The sequence below is a fragment of the Xylanibacter muris genome (assembly GCF_013166605.1).
Lineage (GTDB): Bacteria > Bacteroidota > Bacteroidia > Bacteroidales > Bacteroidaceae > Prevotella > Prevotella muris.
Genome location: NZ_JABKKF010000018.1, coordinates 1 through 21,830, shown reverse-complemented (window position 1 = coordinate 21,830; position 21,830 = coordinate 1). Strand labels below are relative to the sequence as shown.

The 21,830-nt window shown below is 47.0% G+C and carries 15 protein-coding genes and 1 pseudogene; 9 read left to right on the top strand and 7 right to left on the bottom strand.

Going from position 1 to position 21,830, the window contains the following annotated elements; all coding sequences use genetic code 11:
* Positions 1–7: 7 nt before the first annotated feature.
* From HPS56_RS12680 to HPS56_RS12655, 6 genes are all read right to left on the bottom strand, one after another.
* Complete coding sequence (locus tag HPS56_RS12680) at positions 8–1,021, bottom strand: tyrosine-type recombinase/integrase (RefSeq protein WP_172277351.1); 1,014 nt, start codon at positions 1,019–1,021, stop codon at positions 8–10.
* A gap of 235 nt (positions 1,022–1,256) precedes the next feature.
* Positions 1,257–2,384: an OmpA family protein gene (locus HPS56_RS12675; RefSeq protein ID WP_172277348.1), complete on the bottom strand. Its 1,128-nt coding sequence runs from the start codon at positions 2,382–2,384 to the stop codon at positions 1,257–1,259.
* A complete protein-coding gene (locus tag HPS56_RS12670; RefSeq protein WP_172277345.1) occupies positions 2,381–2,968 on the bottom strand; it encodes a hypothetical protein in 588 nt (195 codons plus the stop codon). Before HPS56_RS12670 ends, HPS56_RS12675 begins: the two co-directional genes overlap by 4 nt.
* A 374-nt stretch (positions 2,969–3,342) precedes the next feature.
* The gene (locus HPS56_RS12665) at positions 3,343–6,813 is read right to left on the bottom strand and encodes a PL29 family lyase N-terminal domain-containing protein (RefSeq protein ID WP_172277342.1); all 3,471 of its coding nucleotides are present in this window, start codon (positions 6,811–6,813) and stop codon (positions 3,343–3,345) included.
* Positions 6,814–7,734: 921 nt separating this feature from the next.
* Positions 7,735–8,592, bottom strand: a complete 858-nt coding sequence (locus tag HPS56_RS12660; RefSeq protein ID WP_172277339.1) for an enoyl-ACP reductase FabI — start codon at positions 8,590–8,592, stop codon at positions 7,735–7,737.
* Positions 8,593–8,938: 346 nt separating this feature from the next.
* Positions 8,939–9,949, bottom strand: a complete 1,011-nt coding sequence (locus tag HPS56_RS12655) for an aspartate-semialdehyde dehydrogenase (RefSeq protein WP_172277336.1) — start codon at positions 9,947–9,949, stop codon at positions 8,939–8,941.
* 126 nt (positions 9,950–10,075) lie between these two features.
* Here HPS56_RS12655 and HPS56_RS12650 point away from each other — a divergent pair, with 126 nt between their 5' ends.
* The 3 genes from HPS56_RS12650 to HPS56_RS12640 are packed head-to-tail and all read left to right on the top strand — an operon-like array spanning position 10,076 to position 13,765.
* Positions 10,076–12,205: a cation:proton antiporter gene (locus tag HPS56_RS12650; protein WP_172277333.1), complete on the top strand. Its 2,130-nt coding sequence runs from the start codon at positions 10,076–10,078 to the stop codon at positions 12,203–12,205.
* Positions 12,206–12,227: 22 nt separating this feature from the next.
* A complete protein-coding gene (locus HPS56_RS12645) occupies positions 12,228–12,926 on the top strand; it encodes an ABC transporter ATP-binding protein (protein WP_172277330.1) in 699 nt (232 codons plus the stop codon).
* Entirely contained in the window at positions 12,923–13,765 is an 843-nt protein-coding gene (locus tag HPS56_RS12640; RefSeq protein WP_172277327.1) for a CvfB family protein, read from the top strand. Before HPS56_RS12645 ends, HPS56_RS12640 begins: the two co-directional genes overlap by 4 nt.
* Before the next feature lie 170 nt (positions 13,766–13,935).
* Here the strand turns inward: HPS56_RS12640 and HPS56_RS12635 are convergent.
* Positions 13,936–14,561 (bottom strand): annotated as a pseudogene (locus tag HPS56_RS12635) (IS982 family transposase); the annotation flags it as partial.
* 195 nt (positions 14,562–14,756) lie between these two features.
* Here HPS56_RS12635 and HPS56_RS12630 point away from each other — a divergent pair.
* The 6 genes from HPS56_RS12630 (at position 14,757) to HPS56_RS12605 (ending at position 21,625) form a co-directional block, all read left to right on the top strand.
* Positions 14,757–16,013, top strand: coding sequence for an ATP-binding protein (locus HPS56_RS12630; RefSeq protein ID WP_172277325.1), 1,257 nt, complete (start codon positions 14,757–14,759; stop codon positions 16,011–16,013).
* A gap of 585 nt (positions 16,014–16,598) precedes the next feature.
* Positions 16,599–17,546, top strand: a complete 948-nt coding sequence (locus HPS56_RS12625) for an Rpn family recombination-promoting nuclease/putative transposase (protein WP_172277322.1) — start codon at positions 16,599–16,601, stop codon at positions 17,544–17,546.
* A gap of 58 nt (positions 17,547–17,604) precedes the next feature.
* Positions 17,605–17,787 (top strand): hypothetical protein, encoded by a 183-nt coding sequence (locus HPS56_RS12620; protein WP_172277319.1) that lies wholly within the window; start codon positions 17,605–17,607, stop codon positions 17,785–17,787.
* An 84-nt stretch (positions 17,788–17,871) separates the two neighbouring features.
* Positions 17,872–18,894, top strand: a complete 1,023-nt coding sequence (locus HPS56_RS12615) for a hypothetical protein (RefSeq protein WP_172277316.1) — start codon at positions 17,872–17,874, stop codon at positions 18,892–18,894.
* 349 nt (positions 18,895–19,243) lie between these two features.
* Entirely contained in the window at positions 19,244–20,119 is an 876-nt protein-coding gene (locus tag HPS56_RS12610; protein ID WP_172277313.1) for an Rpn family recombination-promoting nuclease/putative transposase, read from the top strand.
* Between the two features lie 168 nt (positions 20,120–20,287).
* Entirely contained in the window at positions 20,288–21,625 is a 1,338-nt protein-coding gene (locus HPS56_RS12605; protein ID WP_172277310.1) for an ATP-binding protein, read from the top strand.
* The last annotated feature ends 205 nt before the right edge of the window (positions 21,626–21,830 follow it).

Below are 21,830 nucleotides of genomic sequence, written 5' to 3'. Positions count from 1 at the left end.
TTCATATTCAGTCGTCCTTTATCTCTAAAGCGTTTATTATCTGCATGTTGGCTCTGTTTATAGAGTCAGAGTCAAATTCTTTCAGATATATTTTTGTCGTTGTTTCCGAATCATGCCCCATTCCACGGCTTATTACGCTTAGTGGGATATTCATATTCCGTGCGATGCTTGCCCATGAATGGCGGGCGACATACATTGTGAGGCTCTGTGTCATATTTAGTTTTTCGGATATTCTTTTCAGGGTATTGTTTATGCATCCTTGCCGGTATCTGAACTGGTTTCTTTCCTTTCCGTTAAGTCTTACGATTATCGGCAGAAGATATTTGTCTGTAGGGGAGGGATTACGGTCGATGATGTCCTGTATATGGCCGTTCCATCTTATATACATTCTCTGGCCTGTTTTCTTTCTTGTATATGTAAGGACGTTGTCCGTCAGGTCAGTCTTTTTCAATGATGCCATGTCCACCATCGACATTCCCCTTGTATAAAAGCTGAAGAAGAACATGTCTATGGCAAATGCCTCATCCTTGTTCTCCGGCTTGTAGTTCTTCAACCGTCTCACGTTGTCGATGCTGATGGCCCTTTTTACGGTTTTTGCAATGCTTGTGTACACTTCTCTGAACGGTTTCATGTCAGCCACGAGTTCTTGTCTTACCGCCTTGTTGTATACAGCCCTTAGAATCCTCATGTAGAAAGAGATGGTGTTCATGGCAATACCGTTGCTTTTCAGCGAGTCCTGATAGCTCTCCATCAGCTTGCTGTCAATGTCGGATAATGGTATGTCCTTGTTGTTTCTGTATCTTTTAAAACTGTTTAGGGTACATCTGTATGTTTCCATAGTCCTTTGTCTGTTTTGTCTGTTTAAATCGTTTATTATGTTTTCCATGAAAACGAACATGGTGACACGGTCGCTTACATAAGTCTTCGTCGGTTCATTGTCCGTATTGTCTACCTTTATTATCAGCTCGTTTCCTTTTACCGCTAACTCGTTTAAATTGATTCTCAGTGTTATTGTTTTCATTTTTATTTAAATTTAGTACATTAAAATATATTGTTTTATTGTGTAAATGTATGTTTTTTCTTCTAAGTATGGAAATTGTCGGAAAATAAAAAGGAGATACCGTCTCACGACGCCATCCCCACGGTTCTAATGTACTCTATATGTTACTTGTTATCCTGAATAAGCGTAAGTGAATCTTACGCGGTATAAAAGTATGTGTAATTTATTATATCTGGTATGAAAAAGGTTTGTTCTCCTATCGCCTTGTTATACATATCGACACACGGTTCATGTCGTTCTCGGCAAACGGCTGGATTCTTGAGCCTTCGTGTCTGCTCTTGATTCTGTTGCCTTCTATCTTATGCTTGCCGGTAAGAACATTCTTTACCGCTTCGGCACGCTGTCGCGACAGGCGGTTGTTTATGGCGTCGTTTCCTGTCTTTGCGTCAGCATATCCTGTTACATATAACGTCGCGTCTTTGTTTTCTTTCAGGAATTCCGCAAGTTCGGCGATTTTCTTCTCGCCCTCGCCGTTTATTTCCGATGAGTTTATCTTGAAGAAGATGTCTCGGTGCATTTCCGTTTCCTTTTTTGTTTCCTCAACCGGTGCCGGTGTTTCCTGTATGGGCCTTTCCTCCTTTACTTCCGGTTCGTTTTGTTCCGTGACTATTGTCGGTGGCGGTGTAGGTGCGGTTTTCCTTGTTGTCTTGCCGATGTTCACCTTTATGCCGGCAAGCAGGTTGAAATACCAGTCCGCGTTTCCGGCTTTCTTTGAGTTGTAGTGGTCGTTCAGTATGTTCGCATTTGCTTCCATGCCCAACGATATCGCATCTGAAACACGGAAATCAAGGCCTATTCCTCCGCGGGCGGTGGCCCTGACTTTTGTTCCGTCCCATATATATGCCATTTTGTAGCCCTGGCTGTTTATGTCGTTCGCCTCGTTGTTTGAGAATCCTATGTTTGCCCCTGCTCCGATAAACGCCGATACGCTTAAGGTGCGGTTTGGATTATATCCGTATATGATGTTGCTCAGGTCCAGTGTGATGTCTGCCGCCGGTGCCACATAGTTATACTTGTATGTCACGTTTCCAGGCATTCCGTTCCTGCGATATCCGTTGAATCCCCCTTTGCTTTGCCATGCTCCCACCGAGAGCCGTATGCCGAGCCATGGTTTCAGCCGGTAGCCTCCGGCCACTTGGATGTTTGGCGATATCAGGTCGTTGAAATTCGCTTCGGCAAGTGTATATTGCTCTCCGCCTTGTATCTGGATATAGGCGTGCGGATTAAACTCTTTCGTTGCCACATTTTCTTTTTGCTGTGCGTTTGCGGCTGTGGTGGCTATTGATGCGCACAGTATGGCCTTTATGATGTTTATATGTGTCATGGTTGTGTTCCGTTTTGTTCTTTGTTGTATCGGGGTGTATAAGCCTTTTCAAGAGAATCACGTTTGTCGGGTTCCACCAGCTCTCTGTCGCCCCATTCGGAATTCATTATGCCCAGACACCATCCTCCGAGATAGCTTATGGGCTTGAAGAACATTTTTGTGGTCATCTCAGGGATGTCTCGTCCGTTGCCCTTTCTTATTATTACATGGCAAAGCACTTCGTTTTCATAGCTTTCGCTGAATTTCATATATTCGATTCTATAGCCCTCTATTGGTATGACCTCAAGCATGTTGCGTATGCTCGCCATCTCCTTGTTGTTCAGCGGCTGTGGTTCCTTCCTGATGTCAGAACTGTCGTTTTTATACAGCATTCCGGCAGCTTCGGTATAGTTCTTGTCAATCGCGTATTGGAAAAACTCGTCGATGAGCCTTTCCACTTCAAGCGAGTCTTCTTTTGCCATTCCGAGTTCAAAATCTGTCCTGACCGGCTCCGGTTTGTTTTTTCCGGATTTGCATGAGAGTGCTGATAATACAGATATGATGGCAATGACATATATTCCCGTATAAAGATTTATTCTTTTCATAACATTTGTTTTTTGTAATGAAGTGTTCCCCCGGAGTTGGACGGGTTAGACATTCTCCGTTTGTCTTGACGTCCCGTTATGGTGTGTGGTTTGTCTTTCCCCGAGTATGGCGTGTATGGTATGTTGTTGTTCTCCGCATGACACATGCCGAAGGCATGTCCCTACATCGTGGATGGGTATTTTCATACATACCTTATACTTCCACATCCCCTTCCATTCTCTCCCCTTCGGGGAAGTCGGAGGGGCTCTTTCTCTTTTGTGGAGTCAGAGGGGGCTTTTTCCTTCGGGGAGCCGGAGGGGCTAAAAAAGGCAAGTGGAAAGGATTTCTCCCGCCACTTGTCTTTTCTTTTTTCCGCTGTTGAAATATCGTTTCGTCAACGATGCGCCTTGGCGTTGTTGACGGTTGGCTCAACCGTAACGTCTATTTCCGCATAGAGCTTGCCCCAATCGTAAGTGATGATTACCGGAACTTTCACCTTGAAGGTATGCACCGTAACGGTAGTATTCTTCTTGTATGTGAGGGTACCCTGGTCTGCATCAGTGATATAGCTGCCTTCAGCCACGCTCGGTCCGGTATAGGTGAATACGAAGTCTTCCTTTGACAGCGGCTTGAAGCTTGAGCCGTCTGCAAAGTTGCTGAGGACGGACCTGCTGTTGTCCTGCTCGATTTTCGCTACCTTATAGTAGTTGAACAGTGTGACGCTACCACTTGCAAATACCTGGTCGTTGTCGAAGTCGCGCCAGTCAGTGAAGTTAAACTTGTATTTCTGTCCTTTGCCGAGGTTTGCCGTGTGTGTTGAAGGATCCGAGTCAACAAACGTCACGCTTGTGCCGTCCACGTTGATGGGTCTGAGGAACTTCACGTTTATCATGTTGCCGTTGAGTGCGATGTCCTTTGCCGGTTCACATGTATTGGCCACAATCTCAACTTTCGCAGTCAGTGTCTGTCCGTTGTCGAGCTGGTTGTGCTTTGCGTAGTTCAGGATATCTTCGGAAACGCTGTTCTTCAGATATTCGATTGCTCCCGTGCTCTGGTCCAATTGGGCTATTGTCGTCTTTACACCGCTGCCGTGGGAGGCCTGAAGTTCTTTTTCGCCCTTCACTGTCAGGTCATAGTAGTCTTTCTTGTCGTTCTTTGCGCTTCCGGCCTTTGCATAGTCGGGCTTTACAAAGCGGTATTTTATTGTAAGCTCGTCTCCGGCAAGGTTGCTGTAGCCGTTTCCTTTCAGGCTGTTTGCTATGATGACCTTCGGGTTGACCACATTGCCTTCCGCATCCTTGAATGTGGATTTTGCTACAGAGAAGTTGAACATGTCGTTGTTGCCGGTCTTGGCTTCCTCCACGTGTGCGTGCAGGTCTGACGAGCCGAGAGTGTTGGAGTTCTTCTCATACCATACTGCGTAAACCTTGTCCGCTGATGTTATTGCGGCGTTTGGAGTCACTTTGCGGTCTTTGGGTTTCCATGTAAGTGTAACGTAGATGTTCGGACGTACGTTTATGTCGGATGCGTTCTTCGGTGTGAAGCGTACAACGACAGTCTTTTCAATATTGCTGTTGTTTTTGAACCAGTTATATGCCTCGTTGTTTGTGACGGTCCATGTGAGGACATCGGTCTTATGGGCTTCCTGGTCGGATGTGGTGCTTCTCACCTCACCGAATATCGGGGATGTCTTCACGTATTTTCCTGAAGCGTCCTTCTTGTATTGGAAAGCCACACCATTGCCGTCGGTGTCAAGTTTGTAGATATCGTCAAACTGTTCGCGTGAGAGGTCGATGTTTCCGTGGTTGAAGATGTCGTTTTCAACTTCTTCCCATGAAAGCATCTTGCCGAGCAGGATGTCTGCGGGATCGCAATTCACGTTGAAGCTGTTGTCCTTTGAATATGCTCCTACCTCTACATCCTCGATAACCTTGTCTGTTATTCCGATAAGCATATAGCCTACGGCCACTATGGCGTTGTTCGAGTTTCCGTCGAGCAGTTTTACGCGTACAAGCGGTGTCCTGCCGATGCTGCCCCTGGCCGGCTGTTTGGTAGGCTGGCCGTTTGCCACACCGCATGGAGTGAACACTGTGCCGTCAATCCATCCGTGGGCACTTTCGTTTGTCTGGTTTGAACCGGCGATATAGCCTATCAGCTCATATACGAGGCTGAAGTTCTTTTCTGCAATCTCGTTTTTGCCGCCCCATGTGATGTCACCGCCGTTATTTCTGTTGTAGTGCACATTAATCCATTTGCTGAAGTCGATATTCTTTCCTTCATACTCAACAGTGAAAAGAGGGCCTCTGGTGATGGCGTCTTGGGCGGTAACCGGAAGATGCAGGTCCTGAACGGTTTTTGCTTCTGTCACGTTGCCTTCCCTGCTGACTTTGTTGATCCAGAATTTCTCAATGTCGTAGCGTTTCAGGGCAGCGAAATCAGATATGATGGTAGTGTCGCCGTTTGCACCTTTGTCTGTGTATTTGAGTGCGGCCACATCCACCTTGCCGTCACCGTCTGCCGGAATGACCGCAATGTTCTGTGCGTTCTTGATCTTGGCCACAACATTCAGTTTGCCGCCTTCGCGTTTTACTTTTGTCACAGTAAGGTCGGCTGAAGCGATGGCTGCGCGTGTGAATGACGCATTGTTTACCTCAAATTCGAATTTTGAAGCCTTTTCGGTTATGATGGCGTTCGACGGATTGAGGAAATAGCTCATCGTGACATCCGGAACCACCGAGCATACGCTTCCGCGCTTGCTTATCTTGTCACCGCTCTGGTTCTTGGTAATGTCGGCAGTGGCGTTTGCCAGTGTTATAGGCTGATATTTGTATGCGTCGACGCCTATGGCCTCAATACCCTGATAGTATGTCTTCGGACTGAAGACAATAGAGCGCAGCTGTGAGCCTTTTGACACGAATATCGACTGCAGTTTGCCGTTAATCACCACATTGTCAAGGCGATAGTTATTGCCGAGGTCTATGGCTGTTATGCCCATGCCAAGCCATGATATTGTTGTAGGAGTCTTGTTGCCGTCCTTGTCGTATTTGTCGAACGTTCCATTGGGATTTGGCACATAATAGTCACCGGTGTCGCCCTTATCGCCTTTGTCTCCTTTATCTCCTTTACCACCTTGGGCTCCGGTTTCACCTTTGTCACCTTTATCTCCTTTATCTCCTTTTTCACCTTGGGCTCCGGTTTCACCTTTGTCACCTTTGTCTCCTTTATCTCCTTTACCACCTTGGGCTCCGGTTTCACCTTTGTCACCTTTATCTCCTTTATCTCCTTTTTCACCTTGGGCTCCGGTTTCACCTTTGTCACCTTTGTCTCCTTTATCTCCTTTACCACCTTGGGCTCCGGTTTCACCTTTGTCACCTTTATCTCCTTTATCTCCTTTTTCACCTTGGGCTCCGGTTTCACCTTTGTCACCTTTATCTCCTTTATCTCCTTTTTCACCTTGGGCTCCGGTGTCGCCCTTGTCTCCTTTTTCTCCGGGTGCTCCGGGTTGCCCGTCTTTGCCTAAGGCATAATAGTCGGTTTTCACACCGTCCTTATACCAATATCCGTCTTCTCCGATTGTCCATACAACGGCATCGGCACCGTTCGCACCGTCAACGCCATTGTTGACGGTATAAACGTTTCCGTCACTCATTGTGAATGTCACACCTGCACCGTCTTTCTTGACATCCGTGATGACACCGCCCTTTGCTATGAGAGCTTGAATGCTCTCTATGGCAGTCTTGTTTGCATCGATCTGCGCCTGCAGACCGCTAATGTCATCATCGTAATCCTTACAAGAAACAAACGTGCTTGTTGAAGCGGTAACGAATGCTCCAAAAAGCAGTGCACTAACAAATTTTCTTCTCATACGATAAAAATTAATTATGTAAATAAAATGTTTAAAAACTTTTTTCTTACCTTGTTAAAATCTGTATCTCTGCCGGAGAGATACAGATTTTAACAGGGATGGATATGCTATGTCTGTGGCATCCTTATAGCATTGCCATGGCGGGAAGAGGTTGGATGAAATCCAAAGGTTATCGATAAAACCGAATTCTGATCGGTGAGGGGGATATTTCTATATGTGAAACGTTAATTCATTAAAAAAGCCGTTGGTTGCTTGAAAATTTTGAAATCTATTTACATTTCTGGAGGATGTGAAATTCTCTTCCGATGAATGGCCTGTTCATGCTCAATGAATGGCATGTTCATCGACCGTGAATGGCCTGTTCATCAAGCGAGAATAGGCCATTCATTTTTGGTATACTTTTTGATAGTCATTAATGTCTTGAATATCAGTGTGTTATTGGTTTTATGCTGGTTCAAAAAATGCAATAAAATTGTTCTATGAATTTTTATTACATAAGAGATCCTTTTCTATAGCTTCCTTTAATCCCTGTTACTCATTTGAGGATGTTTTCCGCCAGACACGTGCCAAAGGCACGTGTCTGGCGGAAAACACACATACCACATACATCCCTCCGTATAACCGGTAAATGGGAGAGAAAGGAAGGGTATGTGGAGGTATGATGTATGAAAACAAAATGCCCATCCACGATGTGGATGAATGAAACAACGGATGTTTTCGGTTAATGTTCCGGCATAATATAAAGACAGGAGGCGGAAATCATTCTATGTGATTTCCGCCTCCTGATAGGATTCCATCCTACCTTTTCTTGTCATGGCAATGCTTAAGCACGCTTGCATTGCTCATCTGGCTTACCGAAAACGTTGGATTTATAAAATCCGGGCTGTCTTTAATTGAAAACAGACCGCGGCCGGATATTGTTTATCCGTATATTACCTTGCCGTTCTCATCTTCATACGGCGTAAGGTCTTTGGCGTACTGGTTCATTGCGCGCAGGCTCATTCCCATTGATGAGAAGCCGCCGTCGTGGAACAGGTTCTGCATTGTAACCTTGCGTGTGAAGTCAGAGAACATCATCACGCAGTAGTTTGCGCATTCCTCAGCATCGGCATTTCCAAGCGGCGACATTTTGTTGGCAAAGTCCATAAGATTGTCCATATCCTTGATGCCCTTGCCTGCCGTTGTCGGGGTAGGCGACTGTGATATGGTGTTGATGCGCACGTTCTTCTCGCGTCCGTAGATGTATCCGAAACTGCGGGCGATGCTTTCAAGCATGCTCTTGGCGTCTGCCATGTCGTTATATCCGAAGAAGGTGCGCTGTGATGCAACGTATGTAAGAGCCACCACGGAACCGTATTCGGCAATGGCGTCCTGTTTTTTTGCCACCTGCAGCATTTTGTGGAATGAAATGGCTGAGATATCAAGTGTTTTCTGAAGATAGCTGTAGTCGAGGTCATCGTATGTGCGGTGTTTGCGCACGTTTGGACTCATGCCGATAGAGTGTAGGACGAAGTCTATTTTTCCGCCGAGAAGCTTTACCGATTCTTCAAAAACCTTTTCCAAATCCTCAACGTTGGTAGCGTCGGCTGCGACAATAGGTGCGTTGAGCTGTTTGCTCAGCTCGTCAAGCTGTCCCATGCGCAGGGCCATTGGTGTGTTGCTCAGAGTGATCGAAGCTCCTTCCTCTACGGCTTTTACAGCCACTTTCCATGCAATTGATTCCTCATTGAGCGCACCGAAAATGATACCGCGCTTACCTTGCAATAAATTGTGTGTCATAATTAATAATTAATCCTGATTTCTAAATTCGGCACAAAATTACAACAAATGTGCAATATCTGCAAATATTTAGAGTTAAAAACACCGGTGGAGGTATCTTGTCGGGGTATCGGCTACACTTCGGAAAAAATGTGATACGGGCATGGTAAGATATTGGCGCCAAATCTTACCATGCCCGTATCATACGGTTTGTTTTGGTTATTTAAAACATTAATATCCTCGCGTTCATCCACGTTCAATACTTCCACATGCTCTTTCCATTCTCTCCCCTTTGGGGAGTCGGAGGGGCTTTTTCCCTTTGGGGAGTCGGAGAGGCTTTTGGTGTACCGAAAGGGCTCTTCGGCTCTTATTTCACGTTCCCTACCTTTATCAGGTATTCTGCAATCTGTACGGCATTGAGCGCCGCGCCCTTGCGTATCTGGTCACCGCTGAGCCAGAATGTGAGTCCGCAGTCGTCGGCAAGGTCCTTGCGCACGCGTCCTACATATATGTCGTCCGTGCCGGCTGTCTCGAGCGGCATGGGATATACCAGATTGTCGGGGTCGTCCTGCAGCGTCACTCCCGGAGCGACGGCAAGGGCTTTTTGCGCCTCTTCCACGGATATAGGACGTTCTGTCTCGATCCATACGGATTCCGAATGGGCGCGCAGAGACGATACGCGCACGCACATGGCAGAGCATTTCACGTCGCTGTGCATGATCTTACGCGTCTCGTTGAACATCTTCATCTCTTCCTTGGTGTAGCCGTTGGGTTGGAATACGTCTATCTGTGGGATGACGTTATAGGCAAGCTGATGCGGGAATTTGCTTACCGTGACGGGCTTCCCGTCGTTAATCTCCTTGTATTGTTGCTGAAGCTCGGCCATGGCGGCTGCCCCGGCTCCGCTTGCGCTCTGATAGCTTGCTATATGTATGCGGCGGATGTGGCTGAGGTTTTCCAGCGGCTGAAGTGCCACAACCATCATTATCGTGGTGCAGTTGGGATTGGCTATTATTCCCCTCGGACGGTTAAGGGCGTCGGCGGCATTGCACTCCGGCACCACCAGCGGCACGTCTTCGTCCATGCGGAATGCGCTGGAGTTGTCGATCATCACGGCGCCATGCCTGGTGATGTCGTCGGCAAACTCCTTGGATATGCCGGCACCGGCGGATGTGAAGGCGATGTCTACGTCTTTAAAGTCGTCGTTGTGGCAGAGAAGCTTCACTTCATGCTCCATGCCCCTGAACATATAGCGGCGGCCGGCACTGCGTTCGGAACCGAACAGTACAAGCTCGTCCAACGGGAAGTTTCTGTCTGCGAGAACGCGGAGAAATTCCTGGCCTACGGCTCCGCTCGCACCTACGATTGCTACTTTCATATTATATCAAAAATTTGGTTATCATGAACTTTCAGCTTGCAAAATTACAACTTTTAAGGTAATTATCAATAAAATGTGATATTTTTTTTGCACCTTTGCATGCTGAAAAGTCAAAAACGATTATTTATGCCGGATATATCACAATATTTTCCAATCACAGACCCGACGTTGATATTCTTTGTCGTGCTGTGCATAATACTTCTTGCGCCTATTATCATGGGGCGGCTGCGTATACCGCATATCATCGGCATGGTGCTTGCGGGAGTGCTCGTGGGGCGGTATGGGCTTAATGTGTTGGAGCGTGACAGCAGCTTCGAGCTTTTCGGAAAGGTGGGGCTTTATTATATAATGTTTCTTGCCGGACTGGAGATAGATATGAAAGGGCTCAGGAACAACGGATGGAAAGTGGGGCTCTTCGGGGTGCTTACGTTTTTCATCCCGTTTGTATTGGTTTTTCTTGCGTGTATATACATTCTCGGCTACACTCCGCTTGCGTCGCTGATGCTTGGAAGCATACTCGGTTCCAACACCCTCATTGCATATCCTATCGTTTGTAAATACGGATTGCAGAAGCATCCGTGCGTAACGATGTGCGTGGGGGCCTCGATGATTTCGCTGACGTTTGCCTTGGTGGTGCTTGCCGCCACGGTGGGGGCGTTCAACAACGGCACTGGTATATGCTTCTGGATACTGTTTGTGTTTAAGTTCCTGCTGTTCTTCGTGATAGAGATACTCACCGTGCCGCGGCTTACACGGTGGTTCCTGCGCAACTATTCGGATGCCGTGATGCAGTATATATTCGTTATGGCCGTGATGTTTCTCAGTGCCGCCATATCAGAGTCTCTCGGCATAGAGGGAGTGTTCGGGGCTTTCTTTGCCGGACTGATGCTCAACAGGTTCATACCCCATGTGTCACCGCTCATGAACCGTATCGAGTTCATAGGCAATGCCCTCTTCATACCGTATTTCCTTATAGGTGTAGGTATGCTTATCAACATGAGCGTGCTTTTCCAGGGGCTGCACACGGCCACTATCGTGTTCTGTTTCGTGGTGTTCGGAACAATCGGCAAGGCCGTGGCGGCATACATGGCTTCGTTTGGCATGCGGCTTCCTTCCGTATACGGAAACATGATGTTCGGACTGACCGAGGCTCATGCCGCGGGAAGTATTGCCATCGTGATGGTAGGCATCAAGCTGCAGATAGCCGACGGAGTGTATCTTATGAATGACGACATGCTGAACGGAGTGGTCATGATGATTCTCTTCACGTGCATCATCGGCTCCATGCTCACCGAGCAGGCGTCGCGCACCATTGTGCTTAAGGAAAGCCATCTTGCCGGTGACACACATGCCGACGGTGACGACGAGAAGATTCTCCTGGCCGTCAAATATCCGTCTACGGCGGCACAGCTGCTTAACATTGCCATACTGATGCGCAACCAGAAGCTCAACCGCGGGCTGATAGGGCTTAATGTCGTTTATGACGACGACAGCCGCCTGGCACATCAGGAGCGGGGAAAGATGCTGCTCGAGCAGCTTGCGCGCCAGGCCGGGGCATCCGATGTGAGGATACAGACACAAGTGCGTATCGCAACAAATATCGCCAACGGAATAAAGCATGCCTTCAAGGAATATAACGCCTCGGAGATAATAATGGGGCTGCATGCACATAAGGAAATCACCCACAGGTTCTGGGGAGAGTTCATACAAAGCCTGTTCAACGGGCTTAACAGGCAGATAATACTTGCGAGGTGTATGCGCCCGCTTAACACTATGCGCAGAATACAGGTGGCTGTGCCTTCGAGGGCAGAGTTCGAGCCGGGGTTCTACCGATGGCTCGAGCGTCTGGCAAGGATGGCCGGTAACCTCGAATGCCGTATCGTGTTTCACGCCCAGACCGACACGTTGCTGCTCATACGGCAGTTTATGAGTAACAGGCATCCCGATGTGCGCTCGGAATATGAGATTATGGAACATTGGAATCTCTTGCCGAAGCTGGCGTCGACAATCAGCGACGACCATCTTTTTGTGGTCATCACCGCACGTAAGGGCACGGTGTCGTATAAAAAGGCGTTGGACAGGCTTCCCGACGAGCTTACGGGCTTCTTCTCGGGAAAGAGCCTTATGATAATATTCCCCGACCAGCATGGCGACTCGCCGGACGCAATGACGTTTGCCGAGCCGCAGCATTATGAGCAGATGAGTGCATACAACATGCTGCTCACATGGATAAGGAAAAAGACGGGAAGAGGATAATAAAAAAAACAGAATATACCGAATGATAGACATCAAGGGAATAACAAAGAGTTTCGGAACGCTGCAGGTGTTGAAAGGCATTGACCTGCATATAGGAAAGGGCGAGATGGTCAGCATCGTCGGACCGAGCGGTGCGGGAAAGACCACGCTGCTACAGATAATGGGGACGCTTGACAGGCCGGACAGCGGCAGGATAGTGATAGACGGTGTTGACGTGGGGGCGCTCGGCGCAAGCAGGATGGCTGCCTTCAGAAACCGCCATATAGGATTTGTGTTCCAGTTTCATCAGCTCCTTCCCGAATTTACGGCAATGGAGAATATAATGATACCTGCATATATTGCAGGCACATCAAACAGGGATGCCGCGCGCAGGGCAGGGGAGCTGCTCGACTTCATGGGGCTGTCGCACCGTGCCGCACATAAGCCTAACGAGCTTTCAGGAGGCGAGAAACAGAGGGTGGCCGTGGCACGGGCTTTGGTAAACAGTCCGGCGGTAATACTGGCCGATGAGCCGTCGGGAAGCCTCGACACAAAAAACAGGGAGGAGCTGTATCAGCTGTTTTTCGAACTGAGAGACAAGTTCGCCCAGACGTTCGTCATCGTGACACACGACGAGCAGCTTGCCGCACTCACAGACCGTACGGTGAAGATGCGCGACGGACTGCTCGACAATGCTCCGGCAGAAGGGAATATTAATGTAAATTCTTTTGAAACAATATGAATGGAATAAGATTAGGCGAGTACAACAGGCTTAAGGTTGTGAAAGAAGTGGATTTCGGGATGTATCTCGACGGAGGCGACGAGGGCGAGATACTGTTGCCTTCGCGGTATGTGCCGCAGGGATGCAGGCCTGGCGACGAACTTGAGGTGTTCATATATCTCGACCAGGACGAGCGTCCGGTGGCAACCACTCTGAGGCCGTTGGCGAAGGTCGGAGACTTTGCGTGTCTCGAGGTGGCATGGGTGAACGGATACGGCGCTTTTCTTGATATAGGTCTTATGAAAGATCTCTTCTGTCCTTTCCGGGAACAGAAAAGGCGCATGGAGAAAGGAAACTCATATATCGTGTATGTGACCATCGATGAGGACAGCTATCGTATGATGGCTACGGCCAAGGTGGAAAGATATCTTTCCAAGGACATGCCACGCTACAGGCATGGCGATGAGGTGGACTTGCTCGTGTGGCAGAAGACTGACCTTGGTTTCAAGGTTATCGTAGACAATAAGTATCAGGGACTGGTGTATGAGGACCAGGTGTTCCGCTATCTTACAGCCGGTGACCGCCTGAAGGGATTTATCGATCATGTGCGTCAGGACGGAAAGATAGATGTGACAATACAGCCCACAGGCCACCGCCATGCAACAGAATTCTCAGAACTGCTGCTTGCCTATCTTAAAGAGAACAACGGCCATTGCGATCTTTGCGACACTACTCCGGCCGAGATAATCACCGACCGTTTTAAGGTGAGCAAAAAAACGTTCAAGAAGGCCGTCGGCGACCTCTACCGCCGTAAGCTCATCACCATCGGCACAGGAGGAATAGACCTCGTGGGCGGATAGGCAGACAAGAGCCCCTCCGATTCCCCAAAGGGGAGAGATAGGAAGGGAATGTGTATCATCAGTAGGATATTCAGGACCCTTCCCCATGTAGGGACGTGCCTTTGGCACGTGTCAGGCGGAAAAGCATCCTCTAATGAGTTACCTCCTAATATAACGTGGGTTCGACGAATTCAAAATGATGCGAGCTGTGTATCTAATGTGTGTTGCACATTGATACATGGCTTTTTGGGAAACATGCAATAAGCAGCAATTGTCCCAAGTACGTTTACAATGAATTTGTCAAAACTCCTGTGTCTTGAATGCTCCACCTGTGCAATGTTTTTCAATTCATCGTTTACAGTTTCTATAACAGCCCGTTTGCGGGGCAGCAGTCTGTCCGATACACTCATTAAAGCTCCCTTCATATTGTTTTTAAGTTTTGTGACAATCTGTATGCCGTCAACAAACAACCTTTGGAAAAGATTTTTGCCGATGTATCCTTTGTCTGCAACCAGCTTGCCATAGATAAATTCAATAAAGGCCTTGTATTTCAGCGGTTTCCTGGCATCCACATCTTCCGGATTTATCATGAAGTTGAGTAATTCTCCTTTCTCGTTACAAATCAGATGCAGTTTGAAACCGAAGAACCATCCCATGGAGTATTTGCCTCTTTGGGCTATACCCTTGAATACTTTATGGATATGTATCCTACCCTCAGAGGGGTGCTGTCCACGAAACTTATACCTGTGCATTTTCCAAGCAGAACCTTCTTGATGAACAGGGCTAAAGGGACGGCTATCTCTTTTTCAAGTTCCACTCAAAAGATGAGAAAGGGAATCCCAAACATGAGGTCTGGATAGATACTTCTGAAATCAAGGCCGGATAAGATGAAAAAGACAATATTATAACAATACCGATATTAAATGTCGGATATAAACGATAAAAACGTAAGGTATTTGTCGTTTATATCCGATAAAATGATTACCTTTATACCCGATTAAAAGCTATAGTCATGACTAAAGATTTGATAAAGACCCTTATTGCAGAGTATCAGCAATATGTGACCGGGGTGAAGCTCATTCCTCGTCAGGTAGAGTTTATGGACGGGCAGAATTACGTGCTTGTCGGGTTGAGGCATGCAGGAAAATCATACCTTATGTACCAGCGGATAGCGGAATTACTGTCACAGGGACATCAGCAGGATGAGGTGCTGTACTTCAATTTTGAGGATGACCGCATTGATTCGCTTGACATCACCGACTTGGAACTCATCAAGACTTGCTATGAGGAGATGTATGACCACAGACCACTGTTTTTTCTTGATGAAATCCAACTCGTAAAGGGATGGGAAAAGTTTGCCCGTCGGTTGGCTGACCAGAAATACCATGTCTATATTACTGGAAGCAATGCCAAGATGCTCAGCAGCGAGATCGCCACTACCCTCGGTGGCAGGTATATGGTGCAGGAGGTGTTCCCTTATTCCTTTTCGGAATATCTGAAGGCGCACGACATTGATCTCACGCAGAAGAATGCGGAGTTTAAACATCGAAAACAGATTGTACGCTTGGCAGATGAGTATTTCCGCAAGGGAGGCTTGCCGGAGACGGCTCTGATGCCTAATAGCCGTCAGTGGTTGAGCAGCCTGTTCAGCAAGATATTTTTTGGCGACTTGGTGGCGCGCCATGGCATTCGCAACGACTTTGCCCTGAAAGTGTTGATACGCAAACTGGCGGAGAGTGTAAAGCAACCCCTGTCATATTCCAGGATGGCAAGTATAGTGTCAAGCACAGGAAAGAAAATGAGTACCGATGCTGCCATTGACTATATCCGTTATATGGATGAATCGTGGTTGCTCCTACCCTTTGAGAATTATGTAGGAAAACTTCAGGACAAGGAGATGAACCGCAAGTATTACTTCATCGACAATGGTCTGCTGGCTCTCTTCCTGCTGGATCCGGCAACCTCACTCTTGGAGAATATCGTAGCGGTCAACCTCAGACGCAAGTATGGTGATGAGTGCTATTTCTTCAATACCCCCAAGGCTGAGGTGGATTTTTACATCCCAGAAGAAAGTCTTGCCATACAGGTGGCTTATTCCATAGCCGACCGGGACACTCGCAAGCGAGAGGCTGATGCTCTTCTTGCCTTGTCGGATTATCAAGATGTTCGGAACCTGCTGATTATCACTAAAGATGAAGAGGAAATACTCGAAGAAAACGGGAAGGTTATCTACGTCATCCCATTATGGAAATGGATGAAAGGGTTGTAGCAATCCGCCCGCAGACATAATATGCATTATCATTTTGAAGAATTGAAATTATTGATGGCAAAAGAGATACAATCCATGGACAAAACGGTATTATGAAGCCGCTGCTGAGATGGTGCAAAGAATGTTCGGTGAAAATGATTTAAGGACGTTGAAAGTACAGACAAACAGTGCCAAAGGCATGTCCCTACATTGTGGATGAATACCGGCAAAATTAAAATGATGTCAAAGGGGAGAGATAGGAAGAGAATGTGTATTATCAGTTGGATATTCAGGACCCTGCCCCATGTAGGGACGTGCCTTCGGCACGTGTCAGGCGTAAAAACATCATCTGATGAGTTTCTAATATACCATATATTATGGTTGTTTTCTGCATAGTTCTTCCACGAGTAGGCCCCTTCCTCGTTGCGATGTATTATGCGCATTTCTCCGCCTCTTTGGTCAATGATGTTTCTTTATATAAAGACTTTTTATATGCCGTTATGTTGATAATCTCGTGATTTTTGCTTATATTTGCCTGATGTAATGAAATCCTGTGTGGTTTTATGCTTATCCTAATATTGTTTTACGTAAAAAAAGAAAAGAATCATGTCGGGCTATATACGATTTGACTGGGCTATGAAACGGCTCTTGCGCAACAAGGCAAACTTCGGTGTCCTTGAAGGTTTTCTTACCACCTTGCTTAACGAGAAGATAACGATCCGCCGTCTTCTCGAGAGCGAGAGCAACCAGGAGGACGAGTACGACAAGTACAACCGTGTTGACATGCTTGCCGAGAACAGCTCCGGCGAGCTGTTCCTCATAGAGGTCCAGAACAACAACGAGTATGCCTATTTCCAGCGTATGCTCTTCGGTGCTTCCAAGCTCGTCACCGAATATATAAACCGCGGTGAGGGCTATCACAATGTCCGTAAGGTCTACAGCATAAACATCGTGTATTTCTCTCTCGGCTCCGGCCGTGACACAGTATACCACGGCAAGACTGAGTTCCACGGCATCCACACCGGTGACATCCTCGAGCTTTCCCCTTTCCAGAAACAGAAGTTCAATGCCGATGCCGTCAGCGAGCTTTATCCTGAGTACTATATCCTGAAGGTGAACGATTTCGACAAGGTAGCCACGACACCCTTGGATGAGTGGATCTACTATCTGAACACCGGTGAGGTTCCTACCGGTGCCACCGCTCCCGGACTTGACGATGTTCGTGAGCGTCTGAAGCTCGACCGTATGACGAAGGACGAGCTGTCAGCCTATTACCGCCATCTTGACAATGTGGTGATTCTTCGTGACAACATCATCACGGAGAGGGAAGAGGGTCGTGCCGAGGGACTTGCCGAAGGTATCGAGAAAGGTCGTGTCGAAGGTATCGAGAAAGGTCGTGTCGAAGGTATCGAGAAAGGTCGTGCCGAGGGCAGGGAAGAGGGTCGTACCGAGGGAATAATGGATATTGCACGCGGCATGAAGGCGGACGGTCTTTCGGTCGGTGTAATAGCAAAGTATACGGGTCTGTCTTCATCCGAAATTGAGAAATTGTGATGTTTCCATGCATAGTGGCAAAATAGGAAATAAATTACACTTTACAATACATGTCAAAATGAGAAAGTTTGTTCTTGTATGTTTCTTTGGATCAGCATTATCAATAATGTTTTGCGGATGTGGCCAAGGCAAATCAAATACTGTGGATGTGGATGAAATAATTGATACTGTAGACATTTATGATGTAGATATGTACATTGGTGCAGACACCTGTGCTGCTGATACAATTGTACAAGAATAAATAGAACCGGGTATGTTTTGGTTTCTTAATCCATTAGTGTCAGTTTTTATATTCCTTGGACGTTTTAGGTCTCGTTGGCTTTGGTTGCCCACAACAGTAATTGGCGTTTATCTGTTTTGGGTGATGATAGCCTGGAACAGAGTACCTGCTTTTTCCGACAAAATAGAAATAACCGGGACTGAATCTGCGGTTAGAGACAGCGTAGGAATAGACATTTCCATTAAGCACCCTTATTTTAGTCTGAACAGTTACAGCAAGGATTTTGTTGGTTTTTTTACGGAATATGGTGAATCAAAGATCGGTGTATGCTGCGAACTCAATTCCGGTAAAAAGGCATTAAAAGAAGGTTCTGCTCATGACTCTCTTTTTGCAAGCTATCTGTCTTATGCCAAAAGGCTATATCCTAAATGTAGCATGGATTCCATCGAAGTGGTGTATGTAATAAATACACGCAAGGAGCTGTTTGGGAAAATAGATGATAGAAATGCCAAAACAGGGATAATCAGGGCTATAGATGAAAAAGGTTTCTGTTTTACTAAGAGGACACCGACTTACGAGGATGACAAATGTGTGGATTCTCTTTGGATGCTTGCAGGACTGAATCATGGAATAGCCAAAACGATGCGTATTGGCTATGATTTTGACATTCGTCACAGTCTTACGCGTCTGTTCAGGATGGAAGATATCTCACAGTTCAATTATAATTTAGTGTTGAATGAAAAGAATGCTGACATTAGAAGCATAGTAATAGATTTGGGAGGTCCGACTGATACGAAAGGAATCTGTCCTGTACCGGATATAGTTGGGCCGGAGCGCATAGTATATAATACAAAAGAAAAAATCGAAGAGGTACGTAACGCCAGAGGCATTAAAATGTTTTGTCAAAATATTGAAGCAACAAACATACAGAATATACGTTTGTTTCTTCTTACATCCATTTCCTCTCTCTGCATAGCCTATACGATAAGGGAGATAGGTGTTTTCATCCTGTTCTTACTTAGGAAGGCTAAGCGTGCATGGGAAAGGATAAAGGCAAACCAGATACAGAAGAAAAAGACAACCTGTTCAAAAGTGAATGCCAACCGGAAGAGACGTAAAAAGAAATAAAGGAAGAGAATGTGTAGCATCAGTAGTATATTCAGGACCCTGCCCCATGTAGGGACGTGCCTTCGGCACGTGTCATGCGTAAATATCCTCTAATGAGTTCTAATATATCATATATATTATGGTTGTTTTCTGCATAGTTCTTCCACGAGTAGGGGCCCCTTCCTCGTTGCGATGTATTATGCGCATTTCTCCGCCTCTTTGGTCAATGATGTTTCTTTATATAAAGATTTTTTATATGCCGTTATGTTGATAATCTCGTGATTTTTGCTTATATTTGCCTGATGTAATGAAATCCTGTGTGGTTTTATGCTTATCCATTATTGTTTTACGAATAAAATGAATTGTAATCATGCCGGGCTATATACGATTTGACTGGGCGATGAAACGCCTCTTGCGCAACAAGGCAAACTTCGGTGTCCTTGAAGGTTTTCTTACCACTTTGCTTAACGAGAAGATAACGATACGCCGTCTTCTAGAGAGCGAGAGCAACCAGGAGGACGAGTACGACAAGTACAACCGTGTTGACATGCTTGCCGAGAACGTTAGCGGCGAGCTGTTCCTCATAGAGGTCCAGAACAACAACGAGTATGCCTATTTCCAGCGTATGCTCTTCGGTGCTTCCAAGCTCGTCACCGAATATATAAACCGCGGTGAGGGCTATCACAATGTCCGTAAGGTCTACAGCATAAACATCGTGTATTTCTCTCTCGGCTCCGGCCGTGACACAGTATACCACGGCAAGACTGAGTTCCACGGCATCCACACCGGTGACATCCTCGAGCTTTCCCCTTTCCAGAAACAGAAGTTCAATGCCGATGCCGTCAGCGAGCTTTATCCTGAGTACTATATCCTGAAGGTGAACGATTTCGACAAGGTAGCCACGACACCCTTGGATGAGTGGATCTACTATCTGAACACCGGTGAGGTTCCTACCGGTGCCACCGCTCCCGGACTTGACGATGTTCGTGAGCGTCTGAAGCTCGACCGTATGACGAAGGACGAGCTGTCAGCCTATTACCGCCATCTTGACAATGTGGTGATTCTTCGTGACAACATCATCACGGAGAGGGAAGAGGGTCGTGCCGAAGGACTTGCCGAAGGTCGTGCCGAGGGTCGTGCCGAGGGAATAATGGATATAGCACGCGGCATGAAGGCTGATGGTCTTCCGGTCGGTGTAATAGCCAAGTATACGGGTCTGTCTTCATCCGAAATTGAGAAATTGTGATGTTTCCATGCATAGTGGCAAAATAGGAAATAAATTACTGTCTTTCCCGAGAAAGGTATACCTACACTTATTTTATTAAAAATGAGTCTATTTCTTGTATAATTGCGCTATAATGTCTATCTTTGCAACGGTGGTTAATTCAACCACCGTTGCAAAGAACAGCACTGCATGAGATTCTATAACAGAGAAAACGAGATAGCCGAGTTAAAGCGTATATGCAACCTGGCATTTACGCAGAACTCGCGTATGACGGTTCTGACAGGTCGCCGGCGTATCGGCAAGACGAGCCTTATAAAGAAAGCGTTTGAGGACAGTGACGAGCCGATGCTGTACTTTTTCACGGGACGCAAGGCCGAAGCCGTGCTTGTGGATGACTTTGTCCGTGAGATACACGACAAACTCCACGGGTATGTTCCGGAAGGTCTAAAGTCTGTCACAGGAGTGCTGAGACATCTGTTTGAGCTTGCAAAGACTGTGAGGTTCACTCTTGTCATTGATGAGTTCCAGGAGTTCATGACTGTCAATCCGTCAGTGTTCAGTGACATGCAGAATCTGTGGGACAGTTACCGTTCCTATACAAGGATGAACCTTGTCCTGAGCGGTTCGGTCATGTCGATGATGCGCCGGATTTTCACCGATGCGCACGAGCCGTTGTTCGGACGAGCCGACAATATCATCAACCTGCGGCCCTTCAAGATACGGGTTATAAAGGAGATTTTGAAGGATTACAATCCTGAATACACCAACGAGGATCTTCTGGCACTGTATTCCATGACGGGAGGAATACCCAAATATATCGAGCTTCTTTGTGACAACGGTCGCATGACGGCCGAGTCCATGCTCCGCTTCTCCGTGTCATATATGTCACCCTTCATCGATGAGGGACGCAATCTGCTGATTACTGAGTTCGGACGTGATTACGGCACCTATTTTTCCATTCTTCTTGCCATAGCGCAAGGCCATACATCCCAGGCTGAAATCACTGCGTCTTTGGGCGGAACGGCTATCGGCGGTCATCTTGAACGATTGGAGAACACATATAATATCCTATCGAAATTCCGGCCCGTCATGTCGAAGCCGGGAAGCAAGAACACGGTGCGTTTCCGCATAAGCGACAATTTCCTGCAGTTCTGGTTCCGTTTCATTGAGCGCAACCGTTCCATGATAGAGCTTGACAACTATGATGACTTGCAGGACATTGTCATACGGGACTATCCTACATATTCCGGCCTGACACTTGAAAAGTATTTCCGGCAGAAATTGACGGAGGAAGGCGGATTCCGCGAAATGGGGTCATGGTGGGAGGCCAAGGCAGGAAAAGAATCCAACGAGATAGATATTGTCGGAATAAGGACAGACGGCAAATCCGCACTCGTTGCCGAAGTGAAGCGCAATGCCCGCAACTATGAACATAAATCTTTCATGGCCAAGGTCGGGCATATAAAAGCCAAGATATTGTCAGGATATGAAATAGAGTCCCGCCTTTATACCATAGATGACATGTGACAAAACACGATGTCCCTGCATGGAAAAGGTTCAGAACAGACATCCCTATATTGTGGATGGGTTCTGCATCCCAATCCGATGCTTCCACATACTCTCTCTTTCTCTCCCCTTTGGGGAGTCGGAGGGGCTCCTTCCCCCCCCCCCCCCCCCCCCCCCCCCCCCCCCCCGGGGGGGGGGGGGGGGGGGGGGGGGGGGTCTCATCCTG